Source organism: Carnobacterium sp. CS13, assembly GCF_016653495.1.
GTDB lineage: Bacteria > Bacillota > Bacilli > Lactobacillales > Carnobacteriaceae > Carnobacterium_A > Carnobacterium_A antarcticum.
Genome location: NZ_CP067364.1, coordinates 1,023,905 through 1,040,460, shown reverse-complemented (window position 1 = coordinate 1,040,460; position 16,556 = coordinate 1,023,905). Strand labels below are relative to the sequence as shown.

17 protein-coding genes are annotated in these 16,556 nt (G+C 37.9%); 3 read left to right on the top strand and 14 right to left on the bottom strand.

Annotated features, from left to right (window positions below; genetic code table 11):
* Positions 1-106: 106 nt before the first annotated feature.
* The gene (gene dnaE, locus JHE06_RS04990; protein ID WP_201089667.1) at positions 107-3,445 is read right to left on the bottom strand and encodes a DNA polymerase III subunit alpha; all 3,339 of its coding nucleotides are present in this window, start codon (positions 3,443-3,445) and stop codon (positions 107-109) included.
* Between the two features lie 150 nt (positions 3,446-3,595).
* Between dnaE and JHE06_RS04985 the strand changes: the two genes are divergently transcribed.
* The gene (locus tag JHE06_RS04985) at positions 3,596-3,787 is read left to right on the top strand and encodes a YjzD family protein (RefSeq protein ID WP_058918360.1); all 192 of its coding nucleotides are present in this window, start codon (positions 3,596-3,598) and stop codon (positions 3,785-3,787) included.
* A gap of 58 nt (positions 3,788-3,845) precedes the next feature.
* Here JHE06_RS04985 and clpB read toward each other — a convergent pair whose 3' ends face one another.
* From clpB to JHE06_RS04965, 4 genes are all read right to left on the bottom strand, one after another.
* The gene (clpB, locus tag JHE06_RS04980) at positions 3,846-6,467 is read right to left on the bottom strand and encodes an ATP-dependent chaperone ClpB (protein WP_201089946.1); all 2,622 of its coding nucleotides are present in this window, start codon (positions 6,465-6,467) and stop codon (positions 3,846-3,848) included.
* 208 nt (positions 6,468-6,675) lie between these two features.
* Complete coding sequence (locus JHE06_RS04975) at positions 6,676-7,863, bottom strand: polysaccharide pyruvyl transferase family protein (protein WP_201089665.1); 1,188 nt, start codon at positions 7,861-7,863, stop codon at positions 6,676-6,678.
* 141 nt (positions 7,864-8,004) lie between these two features.
* On the bottom strand, positions 8,005-8,346 hold the full coding sequence (locus tag JHE06_RS04970; RefSeq protein ID WP_201089663.1) for a metal-sulfur cluster assembly factor: 342 nt from the start codon (positions 8,344-8,346) through the stop codon (positions 8,005-8,007).
* Between the two features lie 86 nt (positions 8,347-8,432).
* On the bottom strand, positions 8,433-9,194 hold the full coding sequence (locus JHE06_RS04965) for a prolyl oligopeptidase family serine peptidase (RefSeq protein WP_201089661.1): 762 nt from the start codon (positions 9,192-9,194) through the stop codon (positions 8,433-8,435).
* A 133-nt stretch (positions 9,195-9,327) separates the two neighbouring features.
* On the opposite strand from JHE06_RS04965, the gene JHE06_RS04960 reads away from it, so the two are divergent.
* A complete protein-coding gene (locus JHE06_RS04960) occupies positions 9,328-10,140 on the top strand; it encodes a Cof-type HAD-IIB family hydrolase (RefSeq protein WP_058918356.1) in 813 nt (270 codons plus the stop codon).
* 53 nt (positions 10,141-10,193) lie between these two features.
* Here the strand turns inward: JHE06_RS04960 and JHE06_RS04955 are convergent, their stop codons facing one another.
* On the bottom strand, positions 10,194-11,090 hold the full coding sequence (locus JHE06_RS04955) for a YitT family protein (RefSeq protein WP_201089659.1): 897 nt from the start codon (positions 11,088-11,090) through the stop codon (positions 10,194-10,196).
* Between the two features lie 172 nt (positions 11,091-11,262).
* On the opposite strand from JHE06_RS04955, the gene JHE06_RS04950 reads away from it, so the two are divergent.
* The gene (locus tag JHE06_RS04950; protein WP_201089657.1) at positions 11,263-11,754 is read left to right on the top strand and encodes a YajQ family cyclic di-GMP-binding protein; all 492 of its coding nucleotides are present in this window, start codon (positions 11,263-11,265) and stop codon (positions 11,752-11,754) included.
* A gap of 65 nt (positions 11,755-11,819) precedes the next feature.
* On the opposite strand, the gene JHE06_RS04945 is transcribed toward JHE06_RS04950, so the two are convergent.
* The 8 genes from JHE06_RS04945 to rpsP all read right to left on the bottom strand — a co-directional run bounded on the left by JHE06_RS04945 (position 11,820) and on the right by rpsP (position 16,428).
* Positions 11,820-12,248, bottom strand: a complete 429-nt coding sequence (locus tag JHE06_RS04945) for an OsmC family protein (protein ID WP_058918353.1) — start codon at positions 12,246-12,248, stop codon at positions 11,820-11,822.
* Positions 12,249-12,280: 32 nt separating this feature from the next.
* Positions 12,281-12,718: a hypothetical protein gene (locus tag JHE06_RS04940; RefSeq protein ID WP_058918352.1), complete on the bottom strand. Its 438-nt coding sequence runs from the start codon at positions 12,716-12,718 to the stop codon at positions 12,281-12,283.
* 379 nt (positions 12,719-13,097) lie between these two features.
* Positions 13,098-13,667 carry a GNAT family N-acetyltransferase gene (locus tag JHE06_RS04935; protein ID WP_058918351.1) on the bottom strand — a complete coding sequence of 190 codons (570 nt, stop codon included), beginning with the start codon at positions 13,665-13,667 and terminating at the stop codon, positions 13,098-13,100.
* A 354-nt stretch (positions 13,668-14,021) separates the two neighbouring features.
* Positions 14,022-14,366 (bottom strand): 50S ribosomal protein L19, encoded by a 345-nt coding sequence (gene rplS / locus JHE06_RS04930; protein WP_058920195.1) that lies wholly within the window; start codon positions 14,364-14,366, stop codon positions 14,022-14,024.
* A 148-nt stretch (positions 14,367-14,514) separates the two neighbouring features.
* On the bottom strand, positions 14,515-15,252 hold the full coding sequence (trmD, locus tag JHE06_RS04925; protein WP_201089655.1) for a tRNA (guanosine(37)-N1)-methyltransferase TrmD: 738 nt from the start codon (positions 15,250-15,252) through the stop codon (positions 14,515-14,517).
* Positions 15,252-15,767, bottom strand: coding sequence for a ribosome maturation factor RimM (rimM, locus tag JHE06_RS04920; RefSeq protein WP_058918349.1), 516 nt, complete (start codon positions 15,765-15,767; stop codon positions 15,252-15,254). The genes trmD and rimM overlap by 1 nt, the downstream gene beginning before the upstream one ends.
* 131 nt (positions 15,768-15,898) lie before the next feature.
* Positions 15,899-16,141: a KH domain-containing protein gene (locus tag JHE06_RS04915; RefSeq protein WP_058918348.1), complete on the bottom strand. Its 243-nt coding sequence runs from the start codon at positions 16,139-16,141 to the stop codon at positions 15,899-15,901.
* Positions 16,142-16,155: 14 nt separating this feature from the next.
* Positions 16,156-16,428, bottom strand: coding sequence for a 30S ribosomal protein S16 (gene rpsP / locus JHE06_RS04910; protein ID WP_058918347.1), 273 nt, complete (start codon positions 16,426-16,428; stop codon positions 16,156-16,158).
* Positions 16,429-16,556: the final 128 nt, after the last annotated feature.

The window sequence follows — 16,556 nt, the reverse complement described above, 5'->3', positions numbered from 1 at the left end:
ACTACTAATCCTCACTTAAATTATTAAGCTCACAGAGTCATTCTACCATTTTTAGCTAAGATTGTCCTAGTAAAATGATGAAATCTTCTAAAAAACCTCTTTTTTTTCATCCTTTTTGGATAACCACATTTTTAGAACCCATAATTTTTTTGAGAACTTCTTGTAACATTTCTGACCCGTCGACCCACTCAGTTTCATCCAGCACCATTTTTTTATTGGTTGCTTCGTAATATAGAATAACAGGAATGTTTCCTGAATGCTGCTTTAACGTTTCTTTCATTTCAGACAATATCTGAATATTGTTTTTTTCAGAAGATATCCGAATAAAACATCTGTCTGGGCTTTGGTCTTGGTTGAGTTGTTCAACATTTTCTAGACGATTGACGATCATTTGCGGCGTTTGATCGCGATTGGCTTCTACTTTTCCTTCTACATAGAGAATTTCACCCTTTTCAAGTAAGCGGCTATACTGACGGTATTTAGGCGGGAAAAGGGTTAGTGAACAATCCCCTGAAGCATCATTTAGTGTTACAAATGCCATTGGTTCGCCTTTTTTGGTCCTGATTTTCCGAACAGCTTTGACTAAGCCTATAACGTTTCCTTGATTGCCGACTTGCAGATTTTGAATGAAACTGGCTTGTTTCAAGAAACGTAAATTTTCATAATTTTCAGTAGGGTGTCCTGATAAATATACTCCTAAATAGTGTTCTTCTGCTTCTAGTTTCTCCTCAAGGGTTAAATCTTCAGCCGTTTCATATTTAGGTTTTAAAATATCGAATAACCCAACGTTATCGCCACTCAATTTAATGCTCGATAAAATGCCTTCTAAAGAAGCAATCAATACTCCTCTGGAATAGCCTAAAGTATCAAAAGCCCCCGTATAGATCAACGGTTTAATGTATTCTTCTTTCAGCCATTTTGCATCTATCCGTCGAAGGAAGTCGATCAGATCATGAAATGCTCCAGTTTCTTTTCTGGTGCGGATAATCTCCAGGATCATTTCTCTTCTCAATCCTTTGATCGACCCTAAACCAAATTGAATTTCTCCCTCTTTTAACGAAAAGACCGAAAAACTTTTGTTAATATCAGGCGGCGATAAAATGATTTTTCGTGTTTTAGCTTCCAAAATAAATTCTTTCATTTTGGTAGGGTTGTTTGAGGCTGAGTTTAACAATGCAACAAAAAACGCTGCTGGATAATGAGCTTTTAAATAAGCCATCTGGTAAGCGATGAAAGCATAAGCGACAGCATGCGAGCGGTTAAAGCCATAGTCGGCAAACCGTTCAATATAGTCGTAAACTTGAGTCGCAACTTCTTGTGTATACCCCAGTTCCTTAGCACCATTGACAAAATGGGTTCGTTCCAAGTCGATAATATCTTTTTGTTTTTTCCCAATGGCTCTTCGCAAAATATCGGCTTGCCCTAATGTATAGCCGCCCATTTTAGAAGCTACTTGCATGACTTGTTCTTGATAAACCATCACGCCATACGTGACTTCCAAAATCTCTTTCAAGCTGTCATGAGGATAAACAATGGGAACTTGGCCTTTTTTCCGTTGAATAAATAAATCAATTTGTTCCATTGGACCAGGACGATACAATGCATTTACCGCGGCCACATCTTCAATTGAAGTCGGTCCCAATTTCCGCAGTACATTTTTAATACCGGCTGATTCAAACTGGAATATCCCGACAGTATCGGCTTTGTAAAATACTTCTAATGTCAACGGATCGTCCATTGGGAGATCGAGCAAATCAAGAGTTATTTTCTCCTCGCGTTTGATCAGCTTTAAAGCCTGATCAATGATTGCCAGATTTTTCAAGCCTAAAAAGTCCATCTTTAACAAGCCGATTTCTTCTACATTTCCCATAGCGTATTGCGTCAAATAAATCGTACCGCTGCCTTTTTGTAAAGGCAAATAACGATTTAACCGTTGGTCACTGATGACGACTCCGGCTGCATGCGTTGAAACGTGCCTAGGCAAACCTTCGATTTTTTGTGCTGTTTCAAATAACAAACGATTTTTTTCGCTTTTTTGCACTAGTTCTCGCAGGGAAGCGGATTGCTTATAAGCAGCTTGAAGTGTGATTCCTAAGACTTTTGGAATGGCATTGGACCAAACGCTCGCCTCAGCTTGGCTAAGGTCAAACGTTCGTGCAACATCTCGTAAAGCCATTTTTGCTGCCAATGTTCCAAAAGTGGCAATTTGAGCCACATGATCTTGCCCGTATTTCGTTTTTACATACTGCAGCATTTCTTCGCGTCGATTGTCTGGAAAGTCTAAGTCGATATCCGGCATCGTATAGCGTTCTTCATTCAAAAAACGTTCAAATAATAAATTGTAGACGATCGGATCGACATCTGTAATGCCTAATGCAAAAGACACCAACGAACCTGCCGCTGAGCCTCTTCCTGCCCCGGTAACTATTTTTTCTTCATGAGCATATGCCATGAGGTCCCATACGATCAGAAAATAATCTTCAAAACCCATTTTATGGATAACAGCTAATTCATGATCAAGGCGCTGCTGATATACCGCATCATAATTTGGAACTCGTTTCCCTAAGCCTTCCGTACAGCGGTCACGCAAATACGCAGCCGTCTGAATTTGTTCCGGTAAAGGATACTTTGGCAGTAAATGTTGTTGCAATTCAATTTCAACGTCAATGAGTTCAGCAATCTTTTCCGTTTGTTTGACAGCTTCTTGTAAACCAGCGGCTTCAAAATCGCTCACTATTTGAACCTTTTCAGGCAAAGCATAAGGGCCTTCCATTATTTGACCCTCTAAATCGATCTTTTCACCAGAGTCAATAGCTCTTAATACTTTCGTACTGAAGTCATCAGCTGAATTCAAATACCGCACATCGTCCAAAGCTACAGTTTGAACAGCGGTCTGTTGCGCCAATGCCACCAACTCTGTTTGGATGGTTTTTAAAGAATCGTGCAATTGAACCCCTACATAAAATTGCTGCTCAGGAAAAATCGCTCGGTACTGTTCGATAACGTCTTTCGCTTTTGTATTTTCTTGGTTCATTAAAAAATATTCTGCTTCGCCGGTTATTCCAGGCGTAATAGCAATCAATTCTTTACTGTGCTCTTTTAATATGCTTCCATCCAGCATCTCATTTCTGTCCAATAACATTTTTTGACTGGACAGTTCCATCAAACTCCTGTAACCTGCTGCATTTTTAGCTAATAAAATAAGCGAATAATTTTTTTGAGTATCTACTACACCGCTGATTTCTAGTGCTAAGCCGATAATGGGTTTGATTCCATGTTTTTTACAGGCTTTATAAAAATCGATGGCGCCATATAAGACATTATGGTCTGTCAACGCTATAGCTTGATAGCCACGCTCCTTAGCGGTTATAACGAGTTTTTCAATCGAAATCGTACTTTTTAATAAACTATAGGCACTAATAACTTGTAAATGTACAAATGACATTTTCGTCACTCCATTCTGGTTCCATCGTTTCTATTATACCCTTACTGTAGAACGTTTCGCAAACTCTTTAAATGAGAAAAACCGAGGTTAAAGCTTTACAATCTTTTTTTAAGTGATAAAATTAACATGTGGAAGAAGGGGTGTTTAAAAATGAAATATATTATTACTTTGTTTTGGGGATTTTGCATCGGACAAGCTGTAAATTACATTGGAAGTTCGTTAACTGGTGGTTCATATGATTTTATGACAGCTACATTAATTGGACTTGTTTCAGCGATTTTGATCATGCTGATCGGCCAAGCTATTCCAAAAACCGTTCACACAACTTCGGCTCACGAATAGCCGTAAGAAAAAAAGCATCCTGAATTGCGGATGCTTTTTTTGTTTTTATTTTTTAATTTTAATCTATGGTTTCATCAAGCGGTTGGTGTGCAAAAGCTAAGTGGTCTTGTTCTAACGTAATAGTCACTTTGGATTTTGGCAACACTTTCCCAGCAATGATCTCTTTTGCTAAAGGTGTTTCAATAGCTTTTGTTAAATACCGTTTTAACGGACGTGCGCCATAGATTGGATCATAAGCATTTTCAGCGATCCATCTTTGAGCTTCTTCTGAAATGGACAACTCAATCTCTTGATCTTCCAAGCGTTCTGCTAAATCATTCGTCAATTTAAGAATAATTTTCTTCACTACTTCGATTGTCAATGGAGCAAAAAGAACCGTGTCATCGATTCGGTTTAAAAATTCCGGTTTAAAATGGGCACTCAATAAAGCCATTACTTCTTCTTTGGAAGCTTCATCGATTTGGCCATTTGCATCCGTACCTTCTAACAAAACAGAAGAGCCGATATTGCTCGTCATAATTAAAACCGTATTTTTAAAATCAACTATGCGACCTTTACCATCGGTTAACCGTCCATCATCTAGCACTTGCAATAAAACATTAAAAACATCTGGATGAGCTTTTTCTATTTCATCCAGCAAAATAATACTATACGGATTGCGCCGAATAGCTTCTGTCAATTGTCCGCCTTCTTCATACCCTACATAACCTGGAGGAGCCCCTACTAAACGTGAAACGGCATGTTTCTCCATGTATTCGCTCATATCGATGCGTACCATACGGTCTTGAGAGTCAAACAAATTTTCTGCTAAAGCTTTAGCTAATTCTGTCTTTCCTACTCCAGTAGGCCCTAAAAATAAGAACGAACCCAAAGGCCGATTAGGATCTTGAAGACCTGCTCGTGCTCGAATAACAGCGTCTGTAACACTTTCGACAGCCTCATCTTGTCCAATGACCCGTTCATGTAACGTATCTGCTAAATGCAGCAATTTTTCGCGTTCGCCTTTTACTAAGCGTGTAACTGGTATTCCCGTTACCCGGCCAACAACAACTGCAATTTCATTTTCAGTAACCGATTCTTGAACTAAACGTTGAGAACTGGATTGTTCTTCATTCTGTTCTGCTTCTAATTCTTTTAATTCTTTTTCCAAGGCTGGTATTTGTCCATGCCGCAAGACTGCTGCTCGCTCCAAATCGTAATTGCTTTCAGCATCTTCTAATTCACGCCGAGCTTGTTCAATCTCAGCACGTTTGTCACGCAATTTTGAAACTTCTTCTTTTTCTGTTTCCCATTTCATTTTTAATAAATTGGTTTCTTCACGTAAATCAGCTAATTCTTCACGCAACAACTCTAATCTTCGTTTGCTTGCATCATCTTTTTCTTTTTTCAAAGCTGCTTCTTCAATTTCTAACTGCATTAACCGTCGTGTTACTTGATCTAACTCAGTCGGCATTGAATTCATTTCAACTCGAATCGTTGCACAAGCTTCGTCCACCAAATCAATTGCTTTGTCTGGCAAATACCGATCAGTAATGTAACGATCAGAAAGAGTAGCTGCTGCGACCAACGCATTATCATGGATGTTCACACTGTGGTGGATTTCAAACCGTTCTTTCAATCCTCTCAAAATACTGATGGTATCTTCAACTGAAGGTTCATTGACTTGCACTCGTTGAAAACGGCGTTCCAATGCCTTGTCTTTTTCCATATATTGTTGATATTCATCTAATGTGGTCGCACCTATACAATGCAACTCACCACGAGCCAACATTGGTTTCAATAAGTTTCCAGCATCCATGCTGCCTTCTGTTTTTCCAGCACCGACGATAGTATGGATTTCATCAATAAACAAGATGATTTTCCCTTCGCTTTTTTTCACTTCTTTTAAAACAGCTTTTAAACGTTCTTCAAATTCGCCACGAAATTTAGCTCCAGCAATCAACGCTCCCATATCTAAAGAAAATATTGTTTTGTCTTTCAGGTTTTCAGGGACATCTTTTCGGACGATTCGTTGAGCTAGCCCTTCCACGATGGCTGTCTTACCAACTCCAGGTTCACCAATTAAAATAGGGTTATTTTTTGTTTTACGCGACAAGATACGAATCACATCGCGGATTTCTTCGTCCCGTCCAATGACAGGATCTTGCTTCCCGCTTTTAACGGCTTGCACAAGGTCTGTGCCATATTTTTCTAGGGCTTGATAGCCTTCTTCTTGGTTTTGTGACGTCACACGCTCTCCTCCTCGCAATTGTTCGATTTCCGTCCTTAATTGTTTTTCTTTTATTCCTTGTGAATCCAAGTAGTTTGTTAAAACATGGTTTTTTAGTTTCATTAAAGCTAAAAGAACCATTTCTGTTGCTAAATAGTCATCTTGGAAAGATTCTCGCAACTGATCGGCTTCAGATAACAAACGAAATAGATTTTGGCTCATAGTTTGGCCATAACTAACTGTATTGCCTTCAACAACTGGCAAGCGATCGAGTTCCTCATCAATAAGCTGTTCGAATTTAGTAACGTCAACGCCGCTATTTTGATAAAAATTACGTGCAAAATGACCCGGTGTCATAAATATTTTCCACAAATGCAAAATGTCTATCTCTTGATGGCGCCTTGTAACAGCTATTTGCTGTGCATCACCTAAAGCTTGCTGCATAGTGGAAGTTAATTTTTCAATATCCAACATACATTCCTCCCTTTTTCTTTTTATTCTTGAACTTATTATATCTATTTGGTCAGAATTGGTCAATAATATAGCTACGTTTTTAATAAAACAGTGGGTTCACTGTTTACTTTACCCCTTTAAATTTTCTAGTCAAATTTTATTATCTTTTTCAAAAAAACAGCACCCTTTCTCATAAAGCTTAGCGAGAAAGAATGCTGAACAGTTTTCAATAGATACTTTTCTTTTGCTCTTTTTCGGGAAAAAAGTCTCCGACCTGGTGGGTTAATGCATTTTCGATACTATCGTACAACTGATCCAAAACAGCTTGTTTCTGCAACTGGATTTTTTTGAGATCGTATTTTTCTCCGTTTAACTGCTCCAGCTTTTTAATGATTTCTGAAACAGGATCTTCATGAGTAAAAACACGTTCTGGCTGCCCAATAGCCTGAAAAAAATAATTTACTTTTTTATCCCAACCGACAGCTAAACTTGGAATGCCGAGAGAACAAGCCACAATATGACTGTGCAATCTAAAAGACAAGATGGAATGATAACCAGCAATTTGCCGAACCAGATCCTCGCCTGTCATCGGACGCGGAGCTGCTAAATCTGATTTGCCTTGGGGATGCGAGCGGTTATAAGACGAAGCAATCTCTTTCGCTAATTCTTCATCTGCTGGATCGCCGTTACAAAACAACTGCCATTTCAAATCCTGTTTATCTAATTCCGCTACCACGTTTAACCAGAACTTTATCATTTGTTTTTTACGCCCAGCTAGATGCATCACACCCAACCCTATTCGTTCACTTGGTTCTTTTCTGATTCCATACTCTTCACTGCACCATAATGCTGTATCGTAAGTTTGTTGAACTTCTATTTCATCATCACTCATGATCTCTTTTTGAAAAGTTTCTAAGTTATCTCTCAGAGATACTGAGATAACATTTTCTTTTAATAATGTCTTTTTTAACAACTTTTTTAATTGACGCCCTTTGATTTTTCCTAATCCACAAGAGTGAAAAACCACTGGCACTCCTTTTTCACTTAAAGCTCTAACATACCTTGAAATAGGAATGATAAAATGGTTGAATAACAGCTGTCCGCCTGCAAATACAGCAATATCGTAATCATCATCACAAATATCTTGAATGAACGTCTTTTTACCTTTACTGCTGTTGAGCAGAAGATAAAGCGGATATTCAATTGCTGAGTGAAAATGCCGGTTAAAATTAAACAGCTTGGCATGCGATTTTTTCGTGTTTGGATTGTCTTCATACCCTTTTTTCCCTGAGATATCTCCCATCACAAGTGTACAATTGGAATACTCTTTACGAATCAAACTAGCAACCGTTTCACAAATGACGCCGTCTCCGAGGTTTTCAGAATAAACTTCACCGATCAAAAGTACCTTCACGATTCATCCCCCCTCTTATCCTCCTAGTATAGTTATTACTTTAAAGACCAGAAAAACAAGTGTCAATTTTGAGGACTTAGCTGTACAGAAACTTAGTTGATCAGTTTATATCTTATGCGCAAATTTAAAGAACTGTTTTCATCAACGAATTCCTAGCGCAATACGAGCATAACGGCTCATTTTTGAAGTATCCCAAGCAGGATACCAAACCAGTTTTACTTCTGAAGCCCTCACTTCAGGAATAACTTTTAGAGCTTCTATAATATCATTGGTAATCACATCGGCAAGCGGACACCCCATGGTAGTAAGCGTCATTTCTACCACACAAAGACCCGTTTCATATAGGTAAACATGATAAACGAGTCCTAAATTAACAATATCGATTCCCAATTCAGGGTCAATAACTTGTTCCAAAGCTGCACTAATACGCTCATGAATTTCAGCTGCTTCTTCTGTATTCCAAAGTTTATTTTTATTCTCCATCTGGTTAAGCACCTCCTGTATTCACTATTCAGTTTACTTGTTCTTATACGGAAAGTAAATAATATCAAAGAGATATTGTGAAAAAATTATAAATGTTTCAAAAAGAACTCTGCCATTTCTACAGATGCCAAATAAGGGACTTTATGACCCGCTCCAACCGTGGTTGTAAAACTGACATTCTCGGCATAAGGTTGATCTTTAATGGACTGATAAAAATCAAAAGTGGGTTGATAAGGTACTAAGTCATCCTTTGTACCATGCCAGAAGTGAACTGGTCGACCAGCAATCGCTTCTGGTTGAGCATCTAATGAAATCGGTTGAAGTGCCGCTAATTCTTTTGCATAGTCAGCTTCATTGAATGGAGCATTCATCCCTTCGACCCATTTAGAAGACAACAACCATTTTGAAAACGAAACGGGTGAAGGACTGCCCATTAAAACCACAGCGGCTTTGATCCAAGGAAATTGAGTTAAAGCTGCACAGGTTGTAATTCCTCCCATCGAAAGTCCGCTTACACCAAAACGGTTTGGATCAGATAACCCCATTTGGATATAATGATCTTTTAATACGGGCAATTCTGCTAAACTGTGTGCAATCACATCCCAAAACTCGGGGCTGTCTTTTTCTAATAATTCGCCAGCACTGCGTTCCCCATGAAGATGGGCTTCTGGCAAAAGCGCGCGAAACCCTCTTTTAGCAAGTTCGTACCCATTGACCAATGAACTTTCTTTGTGATTGGTCCAGCCATGGTAAAAAACCACTGTAGGCAATTCATCTGTTTCTTTTCCTAAAGGTGCGACTTCTAACAAAGGCAATCCAGCTACCGTAACCGATTTAATTGAGATCATCTGTTTTCCTCATTTCATTATTTATCTATTGCTCCGAACTTTATGGTAAAATAAAAATATAGTCTTTACTATTTTAGTTTAACATAAAAAAATAGTCATTCAAAAAAATAAAAAGCGCTAAATGGAGGCCCTCATGAACAGAAAATTAATCGCCATTGATTTAGATGGGACCACACTGAACCCTCAATCAAATATCACGCTAAAAACACAAGCCGTTTTTCAAAAGGCTAAACAAGCCGGCCACATCATTTCGATTGCTACAGGCAGACCTTACCGCAGCAGCAAACATTATTACACGCAACTCGAAATGGATACACCAATGGTCAACTTTAACGGCGCTTTATGTCATTTGCCTAATGAAGCCCAATGGTCTGCTCAGTACCATAAAACATTGGATCGCGATATCGCTCTCAGTATGTTAGATTTGAAAAAAGAATTCGATATTCAGTTAATTGCTGCCGAACTTCAAAACACCGTTTATGCGGATGAAAACTATCTGCCTTATCCCGATTTTTTCCCGAACGGCCAAAAAGAGACTCTAAAACTTTCTGCTGCTAATTTAAAAGAAGACCCTACTTCCGTCTGTGTCTTCACTGCAAAAGAGAATCAAGCATTCATCACGAATAAAATTATCCAACGCTACGGAGATTTAGTAGAAGTAAGAACTTGGGGCGGACAATCGCCTTGTTTAGAAGTTGTGGCTGCTGGAGTTCAAAAAGCAATGGGCGTTGAACGGATCGCAAGCGTCTATGGAATCAAGCAACAAGACATTGTCGCTTTTGGCGATGAAGACAACGATTACGAGATGATTCAATACGCTGGTCATGGCGTTGTGATGCAAAACGGAATCGAAGCTCTTAAAGATATTGCCAATGATATTACTGAAAAAACCAATGCAGAAGATGGTTTAGCCCATTATCTAGAAGATTATCTTGGTTTAATCTAAACAAAAAAGCTTTGAACGTTTGAAACATCGTTCAAAGCTTTTTTCTGTTCGTTTTATGAATTGTCCCTTCTAGCTTTTTGTTGATCTGAACTTAAAAATTCGCCTAGAACTTTATTCGTTCCCATAAAATTAACAAATGCTGCTGCATCCGCTTCCTTAACTGCTTGTTCCAATTCATACATTTCATAATTGCTGATCACGATCATTAATACTGATCGGTCTATTCCTGTATACCCGCCTTTTGCAGGAATAACCGTTATTCCTCGTATCAGCTTTGCATGAATGGCTTTTATAAGAGCATCCGGATCATTAGTCACGATCATCGCAGTAACTTTCTGGTGACTCGTATGGACCATATCTACCACTCTGGTCATTACATAAATAGAAAGCAGCGTGTACATAGCATATTGCCATCCATTTAGAAACCCAGCTGCTATAACAATCAAACAGTTAATGGCTAACAATAAGCTACCGACTGATCTTCCCGTTGTTTTTGCCAAAACCATCGAAATGATATCTATCCCGCCTGTTGAAAAACCGTATTTTAATGCAAACCCAATTCCTGCCCCGCCAATAACGCCTCCAAATAGAGCATTCATAATAGGATCAGTGGTCAACGGGCTGATAGGCAATACAATCGTGAAAAAAGAAACCATCAGGGAGGTTAGAAAACTATACAATGTAAAATCTTTTCCGATTTTAAACCACCCTAACAAAGCAATGGGGATATTGATGAGTAAAATAAAAATACCCGTATCAACCGTTAAGTGAAACCATTCAGTTGTTAAATGTGCCAATAATTGCGAAATCCCATTTACGCCAGGTGCGTAAATACTGGAAGGTATTAAAAAATTATTTAAAGCAATGGCATTTGTAATAGAGGCAAATAAAACGAAAAAGATTTTTTTTGCTTGTTCCAGCCAAAAGTTCGGTGTTTTTAATTTTATCATTTCAGTTCTCCTTTTTCGTGCTCTTTTAGAATAGCAAGCTTCTCAGCATAAATAAAGAAGAATCCGGTTGCATTAAAAAGCTTTAATTTGCAATCGTTTCCTTTAGCCTCTTTTCCCAATATGGTACACTATTAGTAGATTTAAACCATCAACTGAATACGGAGGGAAAAAAATGGCAAAAGAAGCTAGTTTTGATATTGTTTCTGAAACAAATGTGGAAGAAGTTAAAAATGCTATTCAAATGACTAAAAAAGAAATTGATAATCGTTTCGATTTTAAAGGATCTATCAGTGAAATCAGTTTAGAAAAAGAGCAGGTGATCATCGTTTCAGAAAGTGAATTTAAGATAGAACAAGTCAAAGACGTCTTAACGAATAAATTGATCAAACGAGACGTTTCTTCAAAAAATTTACATTTTGGAAAAGTCGAGACGGCATTCGGAGGAAATGTTCGACAAACCGCTGATTTGATGAATGGTATTAATAAAGAACATGCTAAGACGATTACACAATTGATTAAACAATCCGGCAGTAAAGTTAAAACTCAAATCCAAGATGACCAAATACGTGTCACAGGAAAAAATAGAGATGATCTGCAAAAAGTTATCGCTCTTCTAAGAGAAGCAAGTCTTCCGATTGCTTTACAATTTACTAATTATCGTTAATGAACGTAAAAAAGAAACTTTGCACACCGCTTTTAAGTGCCAAAGTTTCTTTTTTTATTTGTATGTTACTCTTTAGCTGCTTCAACTGTTTTAATGGTGACCGTTTGACTTCCAGCTAATAACTTAGAAACAGGACACCGTTTTTCAGCTTCTTTCACTAGTTTATCAGCTTCTTCAAGAGCCATCCCCTTTATTTGGGCTAACCCTACTACTTCAAAGAAAAAACCAATTCCAGAAGATTCTCGCATAAAATCAACTTGAACTTCTACACGGCTTTGATTGTTTTTTCCTCTAGCTTTTAATAAGGATTGGATGGTCGCATTTAAACACGTACTTAGAGACAACCCTAATAATTCCTCTGGATTTGTGCCTGCAGCCTCAGTAATTGGACTAGATACAGTCACTTCTAAGCCGCCGTTTTTCACATAAGCTACTCCATCTACTCCATGTTCATTAACCATTTCAGCATGAAACAAACTTTTAGATTGGGGCATCGTATTTCTCTCCTTTGCATAACCCAATTTATTTACTCTGGTTTAGAGATACCTGCTGCTGCTTCAATAAGCGGCATAACAGCTTTTGCAATAGTCGAACCCGTTACCAGCATCTCATAAAGCGGGACCACGTCGTTAGATGTTCTGCTAAGCAAGCGCATATAAACTTCTCCATCTGCTCCCAGACAAATTCGGTAATACCCTGATTTCATTTCATTTAATTCATTCAACAGTTCCAAAACAGCTGCTTTTTTATCAAAATTGGTTACAAAAGCCAAATTATGATAAACGATTTGATAATCGCTGATTCCCTCTTCTTTATCAAACACGATTCCAAATGGCAAAGCATGTTGTTTAGTGATTTGGAACTTTCCATTGTATAAAATTTGACCATTGTCAATTTGTCTTTTAGCCAATGGTATCTGTTTCTCTCTTAATATCGCTTCAAATTGCTCTGTAATTTTCGTCACTTGAATACCTCACTTCGTTTTTTCTAATCCCATTTTCATCTTAAGTATAACGTATTCATTCTATGAAATACAAGCTTCTCAAAGAGTTTTCACTTTTTAACCGGTTGTGACCTAAAACAACATTAACCTGCTGAAAATTTTCATCAACATAGAAAAGGAGCAATTAGTTATCGACTATCAATTTCCGAACTTCTTTCATTGGCGACAGACACGCGTAATTGATCCCTAAAGAACGGCGCACGTTTGAGGCTTGAAAATTTGGAGACCAAAGGGCTTCTACAAGCAAACACAATTTGACAAAGAACCAGTTTTTGAAGAGTCGTTTTGTATAAAAAACAGCGTATCATTAATGTTTAATTTCACTAACTTTTGAATAAGTTCACTTCTTTAAACGTTCTAAAATCATCATAGCTTGCAGATAATTTGGATTAACAGATCCATCTATATTTTCTTTCACCAGTTGATAGCCAAACGATTCGTATAAGCCAATCGCTGCGTGGCTCCATGTTTGAGTATGTAGATAAATCGGTTGATTTTCACCGTATTTTTGTAATAATTTGGTCACTTCACTTACTAAAACGGTAGCTAAACCATGCCCTTGAAACTCTGGTTTAACTGCTAACCAATGAAGGATTGGAACTTTCTTTCCGGCGACCTCTTTCCACCAAGCACTACAAGTAGCGACTTTTTCTCCATCTTCTGTTTCGATAAACAGCATTCTTTTTTTTAATTCTTCTGGATAAGGGGCAAAAGACTTATCAAAGTATGCAAGTGCATCCTTTATCTCCTCAAACTCTAAAACTGAACATTCAATTTCAGCCCAAGCTTTTTCATCCTCCAATTGATAAGTAGTAATTTTAAACTCTTCTGGCAGCTTTTTTTCTCTTATGGGCAAACCAGCTGATCGTTTCATCCAAATTTCAACATAGGGTATTTTTTTATCTAACATTTTCATAGCTCCTTTACTATCTATCTTTTTTAACTTCGTCTAATGTTGAACAACAGAGCAAAACATGAGACAAGTTGAAGAGTTTCGCTCCAACATATTCTAGCAGTTTCATGTAGTGTTGTCACATCTTCTATAGTTAATAGAACAGCTATTAACTATAGAGACGATTGTCTAAGAAACTATTTAAACGTTTTGTCAGCTTTTTTACTTTAACTTTTTACCTCTCTAAACGACCTAGAACAATCTTAGGTAAAGTGGTCAAGTATGATAGGTTTAGAAAAAAGTACAAAAAGAAAAAGCCCTTGATAGACAAGGACTTTTTCTTTTGTGCTTAGATAGATAGTCAAAAAATGATTATCTTCTAACTTCTTTGATACGAGCTGCTTTACCGTGTAAAGCACGTAAGTAATACAATTTAGCACGACGGACTTTACCAAAGCGTACAACTTCAATTTGAGCTACACGTGGAGTGTGTAATGGGAAAGTACGTTCAACACCTACGCCATTAGAAATTTTACGAACTGTATAAGTTTCGCTAATTCCAGCACCACGACGTTTGATTACAACGCCTTCAAATAATTGGATACGTTCTCTTGTACCCTCAACGATTTTTGCGTGAACACGAACAGTATCTCCTGGACGGAAAGCTGGGATATCTTCGCGCAATTGTTCGTTAGTAATTGATTCGATTAAATTCATGGTTTTTTCTCCTTCCAACAAACATTCATGCATCTCCATTCGGACACAGCGGAATATCGTTATTTCAGTGGGCTTTACCCACTCACCAAAATAGTTTAACACATTCAGAATAGGGTGTAAAGTAGTTTTGCTTCTTTTTAATCCTAAATCAGCATTCTTCTGACTTGATTTCGGCTAACCAGTTTTTTTGTTCTTTTGTTAATTCAAGCTGTTCCAACATATCAGGTCTTCGCAAATACGTTCTTCGCAATGATTCTTTTTCTTGCCACTCAGCAATCTTTTTATGGTTGCCACTGAGCAAAACGTCCGGAACTTTCATACCGCGATAATCTGCCGGCCTGGTGTATTGCGGATGTTCCAGCAGCCCTGTAGAATGCGAATCGGTTTTAGCAGATTCTTCATTTCCGAGTACTTCTGGCAACAATCGAACTGTAGCATCAATCATAACCATAGCGCCTAATTCTCCGCCTGTTAAAACATAATCGCCTAAAGAAATCTCATCGGTTACTAAAGAGCGAATACGTTCATCATACCCTTCATAATGGCCGCAGATAAACACTAGATGCTCTTCTTCAGCTAATTCCTCAGCGACGGATTGAGTAAAAGGCACCCCTGCTGGATCGAGTAAAATGACCCGTTTTTTTGTTTCCGGGTTTTCTGCTTGAATGGTGTCCAAAGCTCCGAAAATAGGCTGCGCTGTTAATAACATACCAGCACCGCCGCCATAAGGATAATCATCAACGTTGCGGTGTTTGTTTTCAGAGAAATCACGGAAATTCATTACGGTAACATCCAACAATTGCCTCTCAATTGCTTTTCCTATAATCGATTCAGTCAGAGGGCCTTCAAACATTCTGGGGAAAAGCGTTAAAACATCAATCTTCATTAATCTAATAACCCTTCCATAACATGTATGGTAACCAATTGCTGCTCTAAATCAACCTTTAACACCACGTCTTCAATATATGGAATTAAAAGATCTTTTTGTTCTGAGCGTTGGATGACCCAAACATCGTTTGCCCCTGGAGACAATACTTCCGTAATTTTCCCGATTTTTGTCCCTTCTTCATCTTGAACCGTTAAGCCGATGATTTGATGAAGGTAATATTCATTCTCTGGCAACTCTCCCAGTTGATCTTCCGTTACTTTTAAAATTCCATCGCGGTACTTCTCAACATCATTGATCGATGGATGGTTTTCAAACGAAAGAATATCAAATGTCTTATGTTTTCGGTGGCTTGCTACCGTTAATTCAATACTTTGTTTACCCTCTTGTTCAAGCAATAATTTCGAACCTTTTTTATACCGCTTATCGGGGAAATCTGTTCTTGAAATTACCCGCACTTCACCTTTAATTCCTTGAGTATTTACTATTTTCCCTACATTATATAAATCAGCCACAATATCCCTCATTTGCTTTTTAGTTTAATCGTTGTAATTGTACCATATGTTTCTTTTAGCGGTGGCTAAAAAGTAGTAAGGCAAAAGAAAAAACCATTTCTAAAAGAAATGGTTTGATTCTTTCAAGAATACTAGCTATCGACAATTGTTAGCCTGACACGTTTCGGTCCTGAAACTTTAACGCTATAGACAACTGTACGAATCGCTTTTGCTACGCGACCTTTTTTCCCAATTACGCGCCCGATATCATCTGGATGAACCGATAAATGATACTCTAAAAACTCTTCAGAATCTACAGTAACAAGTGCTAGTTCTTCAGGATGACTTACAAGAGGGCGAACAATGGTAAGAATTAATTCATTCATGTCAGCCATAGTCCTCATCCTTTTTATTTACTGTTTTTTGAATCGTGGAATTTTTTCATAATACCTTCTTTTGAAAGGATGTTACGAACTGTATCAGAAGGTTGAGCACCGTCGGCTAACCATTTCAATACTAATTCTTCGTCCAATTTTACTTCTGCCGGGCTAACAACTGGGTTGTATGTTCCAACAGGTTCGATGTAACGTCCATCACGTGGAGCACGTGCATCTGCAACTACCATACGGTAAAATGGATTTCTTTTAGAACCCATGCGTTTTAAGCGGATTTTTACTGCCATATTTCTTACACCTCCATTAACTATCTCTCAATAAGTATATTAACAGTAATTTATAAGCTTGTAAAGTGTTTTTTCTTTACAGCACATTTTTTTATTTTTCTTTAGCTGAAAAATGACAAAAGAACAAA